This is a genomic window from Ruegeria sp. E5, assembly GCF_056534105.1.
Genome location: NZ_JBQFPA010000001.1, coordinates 17,750 through 30,747 on the forward strand (window position 1 = coordinate 17,750; position 12,998 = coordinate 30,747).

Sequence of the window (12,998 nt, forward strand, 5' to 3'; positions counted from 1 at the left end):
TCACGTGGAAAGGGCGGGCGATCCTGCCCGCCCTTTCTGGTTCATTCGGAAAAGCCTTATGCAGGCAGGTCACGCTCCAGCGGCTCAAGCGAGCCTTTGCGATCTGCACCGTCTGCTGTTTTAGGCAGCTCGATGTCGGCGCAGGTGCCTGCGTCAACCAGGGTCCATGCGTTGCCCTGATAGTCGACGGTCGAAGTGCCCGCGCAAGTTGTGCCGGGGCCGGCTGCACAGTCGTTCTGACCTGCCAGAGAAACGCCATAGCACTTTTCTTTGGCCTGGGCTGTTGCGGTTGTGGCCGCGCCGGAAACGGCTGCAGCAACTGCGCTTGCGATAACCAGTGTTTTTGCAGTGTTCGACATCTTGGTAATCCTTGTTAATGACTGCGTATGTCTGCTTGTGACAACGACAAGGTAATGGTTCAGGGGCTGCAGTTGAATTCACGAGCCCGTGTCTCACAACCCCGTCAAAGGTCGTCATGCACCCTTGAACGTTAACAAATTGTTTTTGAATTGAAAAATGATATTTGTTTCAATCCGGCCCAAAATACCGGGCCGGATTTCTAGCGGTTTGCTGCCGAATGTTACAGCAGATCGGGGGGCGTTGCAGCCACGCTCAACTCATTTGTTACAGCCTCAAGCGATTGGACCTGCGTCTGTTTTTCGCCAAGGCGACGGACACTGACCGTGCGATCTTCGACTTCACGGTGACCGACGGCCAGAATGATCGGCACTTTGCCAACCGAATGTTCGCGGACTTTATAGTTGATCTTCTCGTTGCGAATATCCGCCTCGGCGCGGACGCCTGCTGCGCGAAGGGTGCTGACCACTTCGGCCACATACTCATCGGCCTCGGAGGTGATCGAGGCCACAACGACCTGGCGCGGGGCCAGCCAGAACGGCAGCTTGCCCGCGTGTTCTTCGATCAGAATGCCGATGAAACGTTCAAACGAGCCCAAGGTCGCGCGGTGCAACATAACTGGGCGGTGTTTGCCACCATCAGCGCCGATATACGTGGCGTCCAAACGCTCGGGCAGAACAAAGTCCACCTGATGCGTGCCGCATTGCCAATCCCGCCCGATCGCATCGGTCAGAACAAACTCGAGTTTCGGGCCGTAGAATGCCCCTTCACCCGGATTGAGTTCCGGCTCGATCCCAGCCGCGCGTGTTGCGCTGAGCAGGGCGGCTTCAGCCTTGTCCCAAACTTCGTCCGATCCTGAGCGTTTTTCCGGCCGGTCCGAGAATTTGACCGAGAAGTTCTCAAACCCGAGGTCTTTGTAGATACCGGACAGGAACCGAATGAACTCAGCGGTTTCAGATTCGATCTGGTCTTCGGTGCAGAAGATATGGCCATCATCCTGGGTAAAGCCGCGTACGCGCATGATGCCGTGCAGCGCGCCGGAAGGTTCGTACCGGTTACACGATCCGAACTCGGCCATGCGCAGAGGAAGGTCGCGGTAGGATTTGAGACCCTGATTGAAAATCTGCACGTGGCAGGGGCAGTTCATCGGTTTCAGGGCGTTGACCGCCTTTTCCCGTGCATGTTCCTCGTCCACTTCGACGATGAACATGTTCTCTTGGTATTTGTCCCAATGACCCGAAGCTACCCACAGCTTGCGGTCGACGACCTGAGGGGTGTTCACCTCAACATAGCCACCTTTGCGCTGTTGCCGACGCATGTAATCTTGCAGAAGAGTGTAGATGGTCCAGCCATTAGGGTGCCAGAAAATCTGCCCTGGGGCCTCTTCCTGCATGTGGAACAAATCCATCTCGCGACCCAGCTTGCGGTGGTCGCGCTTGGCGGCTTCTTCCAACATGTGCAGATGAGCCTTAAGCTTTTCCTTGCCGGTGAAGGCCACGCCGTAGATGCGCTGTAGCATTGCGCGGTCGCTGTCGCCGCGCCAATAAGCCCCGGCGATTGACATCAGCTTGAACGCGTCGCCTGGCAGTTGACCGGTGTGCTGCAAGTGCGGGCCACGGCAGAGATCCTGCCAGTGACCGTGCCAATACATGCGCAGCGGTTCGTCACCCGGGATGGATTCGATCAGTTCAACTTTATAGGGCTCATTATTGGCCTTGTAGAACTCGATTGCGCGATCGCGATCCCAGACCTCGGTGGTCACCGGGTCACGCTTGTTGATGATCTCTTTCATCTTTTTCTCGATGAGGCCGAGATCTTCGGGCGTAAACGGTTCCTCACGGTCAAAGTCATAGTACCAGCCGTTTTCGATGACGGGGCCAATGGTGACCTTGGTTGCGGGCCAAATCTCTTGCACGGCGCGGGCCATGACATGCGCCAGATCGTGTCGGATCAGCTCATTGGCTTGCGCCTCGTCCTTCATGGTGTGAATAGCGATTTGCGCGTCGGCTTCGATGGGCCATTGCAGGTCCCAATGCTGTCCATTCACCGTGGCAGAAATGGCTTTCTTCGCCAGCGAGGTCGAGATGTCGGCGGCGACCTGTGCGGGCGTAACGCCTGCTTCATAGGATCGGGAATTGCCATCGGGAAAGGTAAGGGAGACTGACTGTGAGTCCAGGGCCATATCGGCTCTCCTCGTCGGTTTGGCGCCCACTGAACGCCCGGTTGCGGGTTATGTATGCTCGGCTCATGTGGCAGGTGGGGACACAGGTGTCAAGGGCAGGAGCGAGGGGCCAGCCCCTCGCACTCCCCGAGGTATTTTTAGCCAGATGAAGAAGGATCGGGCAATTGCAGAGAGGTGCGTGACATGCATGATGGGCGGACAAGCAAAGAGGGTAGCATGGCAGAGGCAGAATTTCTGGAAACCGCTCAGGGACGACGTCTGGCGTATCACAAGAGTGATGGGCGCGGGCCGACCATCGTTTTTCTAGGTGGCTTGAAATCAGATATGGAGGGCACCAAGGCGGTGCATCTGGAAGCGTGGGCCCGCGCGCGCGGGCAGGGGTTCCTTCGGTTTGACTATTCGGGGCACGGTGAAAGCTCGGGCGCCTTTACTGACGGGTGTATCGGGGACTGGCACGAGGATACGCTGGCCGCAGTTTCTCGGTTAACTGATGGTCCGCTGGTTGTTGTGGGATCGTCGATGGGCGGGTGGCAAGCGCTGTTGCTGGCGCGTGTCATGCCCGAGCGGATCGCTGGTATGGTGACAATTGCGGCGGCCCCAGATTTTACCGAGGATGGGTATTGGGCGTCGTTTTCGAACGAGCAGAAATCTGAACTAGAGACGGTTGGACATGTGGAACTGCCATCGGACTACATGGAGCCCTACGTCATCACCAAGCGGATGATTGAGGATGGGCGGCAGCGGTTGGTTTTGCGCGCTTCGCTTGATCTGCCTTTCCCTTTGCGTCTCCTGCAGGGGACAGCAGATACGGCCGTCTCGACCGATACGGCAGTGCGCCTGCTGGATCATGCCACTGGTCCGGACATGCAACTGCTGCTGGTCAAAGATGCGGATCACAGGTTCTCGGATGAGCGATGCCTCGGGCTGATTGAGCAGGCTCTGCGAGAAGTCCTGGAAGGCACCTGATGCGTCGCCTGGGCTGGGTTTTGGGGCGGGTGCTGGTGGGTTTGACGCTGGCTGGTGTATTGATCTACGCCTTTGGCCCGCGCGAGCCAGTGGACCTGCATCCGCGTTTCGATCCGCGCAAATTTGGCGAGGGCGTTCAGGTTTACTTTGAAAGCATCGAATCCGCCTATGATGACATCGTGCCAGGTGTTGAAAAGCGCGTGGTCTGGCAAGATGGTTTTGTCGAACAGCGGACAGCTTATGCGGTGCTCTACATTCATGGGTTTTCCGCCACGTCCGAGGAGATCAGGCCAGTACCTGATCGCGTTGCGGACGCGTTGGGTGCCAACCTTGTCTACACAAGGCTTCAGGGGCATGGCCGCGATGGGGACGCAATGGCCGAAGGTACAGCGTCGGGCTGGATGCAGGATACAGCCGAGGCGTTGGCTGCCGCCAGGGCTGTTGGTGAGCAAGTCATTGTGATCGCAACATCAACGGGGGCGACATTGGCCGCCGCGGCTGCGATGGATACGGAACTGAGCACTGATGTGGCTGCGTTGGTTTTGGTGTCGCCGAACTTTGGCGTAAACTCGGCTGGTTCCTGGGTGCCATCCTTGCCGTGGGCCCGGCATTGGCTGCCGCCTTTGATGGGACAGGACCGGGATGTCTCAAGCACTGATCCCGAGAAGAACATCTTTTGGACAACTGTTTATCCGTGGGAGGCGGTCGTGCCGATGTTTGCCCTTGTAGATGCGGTCAATGCGCTGGACTTCTCGGGCGCGCGGGTTCCGGCGCTGTTCTGGTTTTCTGATGATGATCAGGTGGTGCGTCCGGATAAAATGCATGAGGTGGCCAAGACCTGGGGTGGTCAGGCGATGGTTTCATTGGTGACAATGGGGCCCGGGGATGATCCGGCCTCACACGTGGTCGCGGGGCGTCTGATGTCACCGGGTCAGACCGACGCGGCGGTCGCGGGCATATTGGAGTGGCTGTCAGAGCAGGGGATTCAGAGGCAAAGCGGGGGCTGAATATGCGTAGACCGGGCAGTATGTGGAGCCTTGAGACGTTGGGTCGCGTGCGACTATCCCGGCATTTTTTCATGCGTGATTTTCTATATTCCGAGATCGGGAACTTTCACGCATTGCAAAATATTCCCGACAACCCTGATCTTGCGATCGAGACCGGGCGCGCGTTTTGCGAGACCCTGCTGGATCCGCTGGAAGAAACCTTTGGTCGTATCGCGGTGCGCTCGGGCTATCGCTCGCGATCTCTGAACCGGTTCGGGAACGAGAACAGGTTGAACTGTGCCCGCAATGACAACCCGTTGGAGTGCCACATTTGGGATTGGGGCGAAGGTGGCGCACGTGTAGCAGGGGCGTCGGTGGTAATTCCGTGGTTTGCAGACCGTTATGCGCAGGGGCGCGATTGGCGCGATTTGGCGTGGTGGATGCACGACCATCTGGATTATTCCGAGATTTGGTTTTTTCCCAAATTATGCGCGTTCAATCTGGTTTGGCGGCCCAAGCCTGTATGGCGGATCGACAGCTACATCGCCCCGCGCGGCTGCTTGTTGCGGGCCGGGGCGGAGCCAGATGAACCGCTGGGCCAAAGGCAGGAACGCTATGCGGATTTCCCACCGTTTCGGGCGATCAGCTATCCGTGAAGTTTTGCTTGCCCGCTGTTGGCAAACCTCTCATCCTGTAACAAAACAATAACAACGAGCGGAGGGCACCGAGGTGATCGAGCCGTTGGTTTTGCTACCCGGATTGATGTGCGATGCACGGTTGTTTCAGGCGCAGATCACCGCGCTGTCGCGTGAACGTGCAGTTATGGTCGCACCAATCACCGGCGGTGAACGGTTCGAAGAGATCGCGTCGGGCTTGCTGGATCAACTGCCGCACCGGTTTGCTTTGTGCGGGTTTGGTCTGGGTGGTGGCGTCGCGCTTGAGATCGTGCGGCGCGCACCTGAGAGGGTGACACGATTGGCCTTGCTGGCGACGGATGCGCAGGCCGACACACCTCATATCGCGGCGAGTCGCGAAGACCTGATCGTTGGCGCGCAGGCGGGGAGGTTGGACGAAGTGATGCGCAAGCTGATCGGCTCGGACATGTTGTCTCCCGGTCCGCAACGCATCCCGATTTTGAACGAAGTGTTGCAGATGGCCGAGGAATTGGGCTCGGATGTGTTTGTGCGTCAGATAAGAACCATGCAACGCCGTCCGGACCAACAAGGCACGCTGCGCCGGATCAGGATGCCCACGCTGATCATCTGCGGTGCCCATGATGCGGAGAATCCGGTCCGCAAGAATACCTTCATGGCTGATCTCATTCCGGATGCAGAGTTGCGCGTGATTGATGAGGCCGGGCACTATCCGACACTGGAAGCACCCGAATCCGTGATTGCGATGCTGCAGGATTGGCTCCGGAAACCACTGCGGCTGACCTAGTCGTAGAAAACCGCGCGCTGGTTCTTGGTCAGAACAGTTGGTTGCACCACCGACCGACCGGTTTCAGAGTCAAAGAATGGCGTTTTCTTCCAGCTCCCGGACAGACGCGATTTTAGTACGCGTTTAAGCAGACCCATAGCGGCATAGCGGATTTTCTCATGAGACTGCTTGCCGTCAGCCCTTGGCACAAATCCACGCGTAGTAATGGGACCCAAACTGCTGGGGTGGGGAATACGTTTGACGATAAAACCCGCGAACGGAAATTTTGGAGTTGTCGGCGTCGTGGCCAGCGGCGCGTTGCAGCATCTGGCATACCATCGCAACATGCCCTTGGGGCTAAGTTGCATAGCTGCCAAGTGCTCGACCCCTGCATCGATCTTGATGTCTTCCGGTGACATCTGAAACACCTCGACTGGGTCGGGCGCAGGGTCGGGCTGTTCAAAATACAGCTGAGCCGCGCGGCAGTCATGGCAAAAACACACGACATGAGTGCCGGATACGACGCCGTGTTCAGTAATGTGCCCCGAAAGGGCGCCGCAATTGCAACGGAAAGGAAGGTCTCCTGCCGCTGCGCGGCTCATGCAACTTTGTTGCTATTGGCGGCTCGTCGACGGGGTTTGCGGCTGTTTTCATTCATGAAATCAATCACTAGCGGACGGATGTTGTCGCGCCAGCTGCGGCCCGCAAAAATGCCATAGTGACCCGCGCCGGGTTCAACATGGCTGGCCTTTTTGCTGTCGGGCAGACCCGTGCATAAATCCAGCGCCGCGATGCATTGCCCGGGGGCTGAGATATCGTCATTCGTGCCTTCGACCGATTTCACAGCCACATCAGTGATCTTACCGATATCTACCTTGTGGCCGGCTACAACGAACTCGTTGCGCGCGATCTCACGGTTTTTGAAGACACGTTCAACGGTCGAAAGATAGAACTCGGCAGTCATGTCCATCACCGCCAGATATTCGTCATAGAACCGGTTATGGGCATCGTGGTCGGATGCCTCGTCACGAATAACGCGCTGGATCTGATCCGAGAACGCCTTACTGTGACGTTCGGCATTCATTGACATGAACGAAGCCAGTTGTAGCAAGCCCGGATACACCATCCGGCCTACGCCCTTGTATTTAAAGCCAACCCGCTGGATCATCGTTTCTTCCAACTGACCCATCGTAACACGGCGACCAAAATCCGTAACCTCGGTCGGAGTTGCGTCGGGGTCGACGGGACCGCCGATCAGGGTCAGGGTACTTGGCTGCGCCTTCGGCTCGACCTCGGCCAGATAGGCGGTTGCGGCCAGAGTCAGCGGTGCAGGCTGACAAACCGCAATAACATGCGTATCGGGGCCGAGCTCTTTCATAAAATCGACAAGGTAGAGCGTGTAATCCTCTACATCGAACTTGCCTTCGGACACGGGAATGTCGCGCGCGTTATGCCAATCGGTAATGTAGACCTCACAATTGACAAGCAGGCTTTTGACGGTCGAGCGGAGCAGGGTCGCGTAATGCCCCGACATCGGCGCAACCAGCAGCACCTTGCGCGGCTGTTCTTTGCGTCCATTAACGCGGAAATGGATCAGGTCGCCGAAAGGACGCTCGAGCACGGTTGTGATATCGACCAAATGGTCCTTGCCGTCTTCGCAGGTAAAGGTGCGGATGCCCCAATCAGGCTTGACGACCATACGCTGAAATGTGCGCTCGGTTACTTCGCCCCATGCAGCCATCCAGTTGAAGGCCGGGTTGGGTGTCATCGAGAACAGGGGGTAGGATGCCATCGCGCTTGCGGTTGCACCAAGCCATTGGTTGGTGTTACGCATGGTTTCCATCAGGTCATAGGTCATCATGTAGCGCATCGAATGTGCCTCCTGAGTATCAGCCTGAGAATTCGGACCATTCGCCGCTTTGCCCCCCGACGCCAACGACGTTATTCTGCACAGCAGCGAGACTAGGGGGGAATTGTTAAAATGACAACTACCGAAGACCAGACGCCAAAACTGACCGAAGAACATATTGAACGACTTAAAGAAAATATGGACAAAGTAGAAGAACTGTCCAAACGCCTGGTCGAGGTCATGGCCGGAAAAACGCCGCACACCCCCGCTCTGGATGGCCCGAATCAAGAGCTTTTTGCAAAAGCAGCAACTGCGTATTGGGCTGAAGCGTTTCAAAACCCCACAAAGCTGTTGGAGCAGCAAATTGAGTATTGGGGAAAATCGGTTCTCAACTTTGCGGAAGCGCAGAAAGCGATGACCCAAAGCGACGGGGATGCACCCCCAGCCGCTGCCAAAGATAAACGGTTTGCCAATCCAATGTGGGAAACCAACCCCTACTTTCGCCTCATTCGCCAGCAGTACCAAACCAATGCCGAAGCGATCGCGCAGGCCGTTGCATCGGTTGACGATCTGGAAACCAAGGATAAGCAGCGTCTGCAGTATTTCTCGCAGCAGATCATAGATATGATGGCGCCAACGAATTTTCTGGCCACCAACCCCGATGCGCTGGAAAAGGCGATCGAGACCGAAGGGCAGTCCCTGATACAGGGGCTGGAGAACCTCGTGTCGGACCTTGAGGCCAATGACGGCGAAATGGTTGTCAGACTTGCTGACGAAAGTGCCTTTGAGATTGGCGGGAATATCGCAACTACACCCGGCGACGTCGTCTATCGCAACCGAATGATGGAACTGATCCAGTATAAACCGGTGACCGAGACGGTGCACGAAACGCCGATCGTTCTGTTCCCGCCATGGATCAACAAGTTCTATATCTTGGACCTGAAGGCTCAGAACAGCCTGATCAAATGGGTGACAGAGCAGGGCTATACCCTGTTTGTGGTCAGCTGGGTGAATGCCGATAGCTCACACGCCGATATTGGGATGGAGGACTATATTCAGGAAGGGTTCCTGACCGCCATCGAAGAGGCGAAGAAAATCTGCAAGGTCAAGCAGGTCAATGCAGTTGGGTATTGCATTGCTGGTACGACGCTGAGCCTGACGCTTTCGCTGATGAAGCAGCGCGGTGACAAGTCGATCAAATCTGCCACTTTCTTCACCACCCTGACAGACTTTGGTGAGCAGGGGGAGTTCACGCCGTTCCTGCAAAATGACTTTGTAGATGGCATCGAAGAACAGGTCTCGAAGGATGGTATTCTAAAGGCATGGATCATCGGGCGAACGATGTCTTTCCTGCGATCCAGAGATCTCATCTATACTCCGGCGATCCGCAGCTACATGATGGGTGAAACACCGCCAGCGTTTGACCTGTTGTACTGGAACGGCGACGGGGCCAACCTGCCAGGCCGGATGGCGATCCAGTATCTGCGCGGTTTGTGTCAGAGCAACGATTTCGTCAACGACGGGTTCGAATTGTTTGGCCATAAGCTGCATATCAAGGATGTCGATGTGCCTTTGATGGCGATCACCTGCGAGACGGATCATATTGCCGCGTGGAAGGATTGCTATCGCGGGGTACAGCAGATGGGCGCGAAGTCGAAGACCTTTGTGGTGTCCGAGTCCGGTCACATCGCGGGCATTGTGAACCCGCCCAGTAAGAAAAAATATGGTCACTATACCAATCCTGAGCTGAAGTGTGATGCTGATACATGGCTGAAAGAAGCTGACTTCCACGAAGGTTCATGGTGGCCGATGTGGGAAGCGTGGTTAAAGAAGCGATCAGGCAAGCAGGTTCCCGCGCGCGATACCGGCGATTCGGATCATCCGCGCCTTTGCCCGGCTCCGGGTACCTATGTTTTGGTCAAGGCAAACCGCTGATATCATTTTGAAACTCAAATTTTTCTGCATTGCAGCAAGAAAAAACTTGCAATGCTGCAATGCAGCAATCATATTGCCTTCAAGCTGATGAGAACCGGGGTGGGCCCGGAACGGCTAGAAGGATTTAGGACAATGGCAAAGACCCAAGACTTTACCGCGACCCTGAAAGACATGATGGGCGCGTTCCCGGTTGACACAACCGCTCTGGAAGACGCATTCAAATCGACCGCTTCTCTGAACGAAAAGCTGTCGGGTGTTGCTCTGGACGCAGCTGAGAAATCGGCTGAAATCTCGAACAAATGGACCAAAGAAACCCTGGCCAAACTGACCGAGATGTCGAAAGCAAAAACCGAGCCTGCGGATTACGCAAAAGCTGCAACCGACTTCGCAAGCGCGTCGGCTGAAGTTGCTGCTGAAAACCTGGCTGCTTTCGCTGAGATCGCGAAAAAAGTTCAGACCGAAACAGTTGAGCTGCTGATGGCGGCTGGCAAAGACGCTGCAGAAGATGCAACCGCAGCCGTCAAAAAAGCCACCAACGAGGTGACCGCTGCAGCAAAGAAAGCAGCAACCACCAAGTAAGATAAGACTGCGACTTAGCACCCATTCCTCCCAAATGGTGCAATCGCTGCGGGCAGGTCGCTTGACCTGCCCTTTCTTTTTGTTCTGCAGTCGCATAACCTGCGCTGCAACGCATCATCCTTGGGGAGGGTACAGGGTGTCGGAACAAGACAAACCTCTGCTGATCAAGCGCTATGCCAGCCGTCGGCTGTATAACACCGAGACCAGCGATTACGTGACGCTTGAAGATATCGCCGGTTTCATCCGCGACGGGCGCGAGGTTCAGATCATTGACCTGAAAACCGGTGATGACCTGACTCGTCAGTATCTGCTTCAAATCATTGCCGAACACGAAAGCCGTGGCGAAAATGTTCTGCCGATTAATGTGCTGAACGATCTGGTGCGCAGCTACATGGTGCCGGGTGGGGGCATGATGCCGCAATTCCTGCAAAGCTCATTCGACATGCTGCGCGAGAGCCAGTCCAAGATGATGGAAAACATGAACGCTATGAACCCGATGTCCCAGATGCCGGGGTTCGAGGCGATGCAGGCGCAGCAAAAGGCGTTTCTAAAAGCCATGACCGGTGGTCTGTCGGGGAACTGGTCAGGGCCGGATGACGAGCAAGAAGCCTCCCCCGAGCCCAAAGAGGATCTGGACGACATCAAAAAGCAACTTGCCGAGCTGCAGCAAAAACTATCGAAGCTGAGCTAGCCTGACCGATGCGCTGGCTATCTGTTCTGGGCGCGTTGATCTGGGCCCAGACTGCACAGGCCCAAGGCCAGTTTACATCCGTGTGGGAACCTATCTGCACAATGGGTCGGGATACGGCTGCGGGCTGCGATGAGATTCGCGCGCGCGAAATTCTGGATGCAACGACCCCGCCCTGGCGCGCCATTGGCCGGGTCAATTTTGCCAGCCGCAGCCAGCGGTCCCATTGTACCGGCGTGCTGGTGTCTGAGCGGCTGGTTTTGACCGCGGCACATTGCTTGTACAACAGCGCGCGCAACCGCTGGATTCCTCCGGCCAGTATCCGGTTTGCCGCAGGGTATCAGCGCGGCGAGGCTGCCGCCGTGTCCAATGTATTGGCCTATCGGCTGGATTCGGAACAGGGGCGCGACGGTGTATTCAACAATCGCGCCGATCTGGATTGGGCCGTGTTGGAGTTGGCCGAGCCAATTGGAGAGCAGGTTGGTTTTTTCGATATTTCCCGGACTGTCCCGCAGATGGGCTCGTTCGCGGGCTATCCCGGATTGCGGCCCCACGTGCTCAGTCGCACCGATAGCTGTAATGCCGCACAGGCCGGCCAAGGGCTGATGCGCGCGATCTGCCCCGTCATGATGGGGGATTCCGGTGCGCCGTTTCTGATGCAAACAGAAACCGGGCTTGCCGTTGCCGGGATTTTGTCGCGCGTCGCGCCAACCCCTGACGGGATCGACGCATTGTTACTTTCAGTTCATGACCTTGATCTGCAATAGTACTGACGATCAGGTCCCGTAGACTGGCACCGGGCCAACAACCTCGCCAACAGAAGCCAGCAGGATGTCCGAGATTACGTCCAGTTCATCGCGCGTCAAACGCACGGGCAGACGTACATCGCAGGCCTTCATCAGCATCGCACGGGTCTGTGGCAGGTCGAACTGTTCGGGTAGGAACTGCCAGTTCCAGAAGGCACGAGCGTTATCCTGACTCAGGCCAAAGACCTGCACCTTGACACCGCGTGCCTCGGCTGCGGCGGCAAAGGCGCGGATTTCATCGTCGCTGAGGTCAACCAGATTGAATTGGATCGAATCCGGTGCGCGCTGCTCGGGTGTCAGAGGGGCAGGGACATCGATGTAGGGCGATGTGTTCAGACGATCAGCCACATAGTCATGGTTTGCCAGCCCGTCGCGGACACGGCGTGCCAATTCGGGGATTTGCGGACGAATGACTGCAGCGCTGAGGTTGCTCATGCGCAGGTTATACAGTGGCAACTGGTTCTGCCATTTGGCAAAGGCCTGTTCCAGCTCTGGTGAGCCAGAGTGCTTTTTCCAGTTGTGCTCGTATGCGCCCGACATGATGACAGCGCGCGCCACAAGATCCGCATCGTCGCTGACCAGAATGCCACCTTCGCCTGCGTTGATCATTTTATAGGACTGGAACGAGAAGCAGCCGACCTTACCGATGGTGCCAATATTGCGCCCATGCCAGGTTGTGCCCAATGAGTGGGCGGCGTCTTCGATCACCGGGATATCGCGCGCTTCACACAGCTCCATGATCGCGTCCATGTCCGAGGTATGGCCGCGCATATGGCTGATGATCACTGCCTGCACGCTGTCCAGCTTGGCCGTGAAATCGGCCATATCGACGCGATAATTGTCCCCGACCTCGCACAGAACCGGAATGCAATCCGCGTGAACAATCGATGACGGCACGGCGGCAAAGGTAAATCCGGGGATCAGAACCCGCGCATCGCGGGGCAGCCCAAGCGCCTTGAGCGACAAAAACAGCGCGGCAGAACAGGAAGAGACCGCCAGCGCGTATTTTGTGCCGAGCAGTTCGGCAAACTCTGCCTCCAGCAGGGCAACGGGCGCATCCTGAGGTGCGGTATAGCGAAACAGATCGCCTGACTTCATCAGGGCGTCGATTGCGTCTCGGGCGGCTGCGGGGATGGGTTCGGCTTCATGAACGTTGGGTACAAGCGTCATATTTGGATTTCCCGAATTTTATCTTTGGGAAATATAAATTCGATGTGCAGGCAAGCCAAGT

13 protein-coding genes are annotated in these 12,998 nt (G+C 56.7%); 8 read left to right on the plus strand and 5 right to left on the minus strand.

Annotation, left to right across the window (positions count from 1 at the left end):
* Positions 1–56: 56 nt before the first annotated feature.
* Positions 57–359 (minus strand): BufA1 family periplasmic bufferin-type metallophore, encoded by a 303-nt coding sequence (locus ACR0BI_RS00125; protein ID WP_010439128.1) that lies wholly within the window; start codon positions 357–359, stop codon positions 57–59.
* A 221-nt stretch (positions 360–580) separates the two neighbouring features.
* Entirely contained in the window at positions 581–2,539 is a 1,959-nt protein-coding gene (gene thrS, locus ACR0BI_RS00130; RefSeq protein WP_170626089.1) for a threonine--tRNA ligase, read from the minus strand.
* A gap of 216 nt (positions 2,540–2,755) precedes the next feature.
* Between thrS and ACR0BI_RS00135 the strand changes: the two genes are divergently transcribed.
* The 4 genes from ACR0BI_RS00135 to ACR0BI_RS00150 all read left to right on the plus strand — a co-directional run bounded on the left by ACR0BI_RS00135 (position 2,756) and on the right by ACR0BI_RS00150 (position 5,931).
* The gene (locus ACR0BI_RS00135; RefSeq protein ID WP_170645819.1) at positions 2,756–3,505 is read left to right on the plus strand and encodes an alpha/beta fold hydrolase; all 750 of its coding nucleotides are present in this window, start codon (positions 2,756–2,758) and stop codon (positions 3,503–3,505) included.
* A complete protein-coding gene (locus tag ACR0BI_RS00140; RefSeq protein WP_170645820.1) occupies positions 3,505–4,512 on the plus strand; it encodes an alpha/beta fold hydrolase in 1,008 nt (335 codons plus the stop codon). Before ACR0BI_RS00135 ends, ACR0BI_RS00140 begins: the two co-directional genes overlap by 1 nt.
* Positions 4,513–4,532: 20 nt before the next feature.
* Positions 4,533–5,147: a hypothetical protein gene (locus tag ACR0BI_RS00145; protein ID WP_480561854.1), complete on the plus strand. Its 615-nt coding sequence runs from the start codon at positions 4,533–4,535 to the stop codon at positions 5,145–5,147.
* A 73-nt stretch (positions 5,148–5,220) separates the two neighbouring features.
* Positions 5,221–5,931 (plus strand): alpha/beta fold hydrolase, encoded by a 711-nt coding sequence (locus ACR0BI_RS00150; RefSeq protein ID WP_170510715.1) that lies wholly within the window; start codon positions 5,221–5,223, stop codon positions 5,929–5,931.
* Here ACR0BI_RS00150 and ACR0BI_RS00155 read toward each other — a convergent pair.
* Both ACR0BI_RS00155 and phaZ read right to left on the minus strand, forming a co-directional pair.
* Entirely contained in the window at positions 5,928–6,512 is a 585-nt protein-coding gene (locus ACR0BI_RS00155; protein ID WP_480561800.1) for a DUF6151 family protein, read from the minus strand. The genes ACR0BI_RS00150 and ACR0BI_RS00155 overlap by 4 nt on opposite strands.
* On the minus strand, positions 6,509–7,780 hold the full coding sequence (gene phaZ, locus ACR0BI_RS00160; RefSeq protein WP_170626086.1) for a polyhydroxyalkanoate depolymerase: 1,272 nt from the start codon (positions 7,778–7,780) through the stop codon (positions 6,509–6,511). The genes ACR0BI_RS00155 and phaZ overlap by 4 nt, the downstream gene beginning before the upstream one ends.
* Before the next feature lie 111 nt (positions 7,781–7,891).
* Between phaZ and ACR0BI_RS00165 the strand changes: the two genes are divergently transcribed.
* The 4 genes from ACR0BI_RS00165 to ACR0BI_RS00180 all read left to right on the plus strand — a co-directional run bounded on the left by ACR0BI_RS00165 (position 7,892) and on the right by ACR0BI_RS00180 (position 11,728).
* Entirely contained in the window at positions 7,892–9,694 is a 1,803-nt protein-coding gene (locus tag ACR0BI_RS00165; protein ID WP_223116716.1) for a PHA/PHB synthase family protein, read from the plus strand.
* A gap of 132 nt (positions 9,695–9,826) precedes the next feature.
* The gene (locus ACR0BI_RS00170) at positions 9,827–10,273 is read left to right on the plus strand and encodes a phasin family protein (protein ID WP_170393620.1); all 447 of its coding nucleotides are present in this window, start codon (positions 9,827–9,829) and stop codon (positions 10,271–10,273) included.
* A 136-nt stretch (positions 10,274–10,409) separates the two neighbouring features.
* On the plus strand, positions 10,410–10,964 hold the full coding sequence (gene phaR, locus ACR0BI_RS00175) for a polyhydroxyalkanoate synthesis repressor PhaR (protein WP_170583624.1): 555 nt from the start codon (positions 10,410–10,412) through the stop codon (positions 10,962–10,964).
* Between the two features lie 8 nt (positions 10,965–10,972).
* Entirely contained in the window at positions 10,973–11,728 is a 756-nt protein-coding gene (locus tag ACR0BI_RS00180) for a trypsin-like serine protease (RefSeq protein WP_170393616.1), read from the plus strand.
* A gap of 9 nt (positions 11,729–11,737) precedes the next feature.
* Here ACR0BI_RS00180 and ACR0BI_RS00185 read toward each other — a convergent pair whose 3' ends face one another.
* On the minus strand, positions 11,738–12,937 hold the full coding sequence (locus ACR0BI_RS00185; RefSeq protein WP_170610082.1) for a DegT/DnrJ/EryC1/StrS family aminotransferase: 1,200 nt from the start codon (positions 12,935–12,937) through the stop codon (positions 11,738–11,740).
* Positions 12,938–12,998 lie beyond the last annotated feature (61 nt).

What these genes read in the sequence shown, in the direction of transcription:
- ACR0BI_RS00185 (WP_170610082.1), bottom strand. Translation starts at nt 12,937, where the DNA reads ATGACGCTTGTACCCAACGTTCATGAAGCCGAACCCATCCCCGCAGCC.
- ACR0BI_RS00170 (WP_170393620.1), top strand. Translation starts at nt 9,827, where the DNA reads ATGGCAAAGACCCAAGACTTTACCGCGACCCTGAAAGACATGATGGGC.
- ACR0BI_RS00145 (WP_480561854.1), top strand. Translation starts at nt 4,533, where the DNA reads ATGTGGAGCCTTGAGACGTTGGGTCGCGTGCGACTATCCCGGCATTTT.
- thrS (WP_170626089.1), bottom strand. Translation starts at nt 2,539, where the DNA reads ATGGCCCTGGACTCACAGTCAGTCTCCCTTACCTTTCCCGATGGCAAT.
- ACR0BI_RS00165 (WP_223116716.1), top strand. Translation starts at nt 7,892, where the DNA reads ATGACAACTACCGAAGACCAGACGCCAAAACTGACCGAAGAACATATT.
- ACR0BI_RS00155 (WP_480561800.1), bottom strand. Translation starts at nt 6,512, where the DNA reads ATGAGCCGCGCAGCGGCAGGAGACCTTCCTTTCCGTTGCAATTGCGGC.
- ACR0BI_RS00180 (WP_170393616.1), top strand. Translation starts at nt 10,973, where the DNA reads ATGCGCTGGCTATCTGTTCTGGGCGCGTTGATCTGGGCCCAGACTGCA.
- ACR0BI_RS00125 (WP_010439128.1), bottom strand. Translation starts at nt 359, where the DNA reads ATGTCGAACACTGCAAAAACACTGGTTATCGCAAGCGCAGTTGCTGCA.
- ACR0BI_RS00135 (WP_170645819.1), top strand. Translation starts at nt 2,756, where the DNA reads ATGGCAGAGGCAGAATTTCTGGAAACCGCTCAGGGACGACGTCTGGCG.
- phaZ (WP_170626086.1), bottom strand. Translation starts at nt 7,780, where the DNA reads ATGCGCTACATGATGACCTATGACCTGATGGAAACCATGCGTAACACC.
- ACR0BI_RS00140 (WP_170645820.1), top strand. Translation starts at nt 3,505, where the DNA reads ATGCGTCGCCTGGGCTGGGTTTTGGGGCGGGTGCTGGTGGGTTTGACG.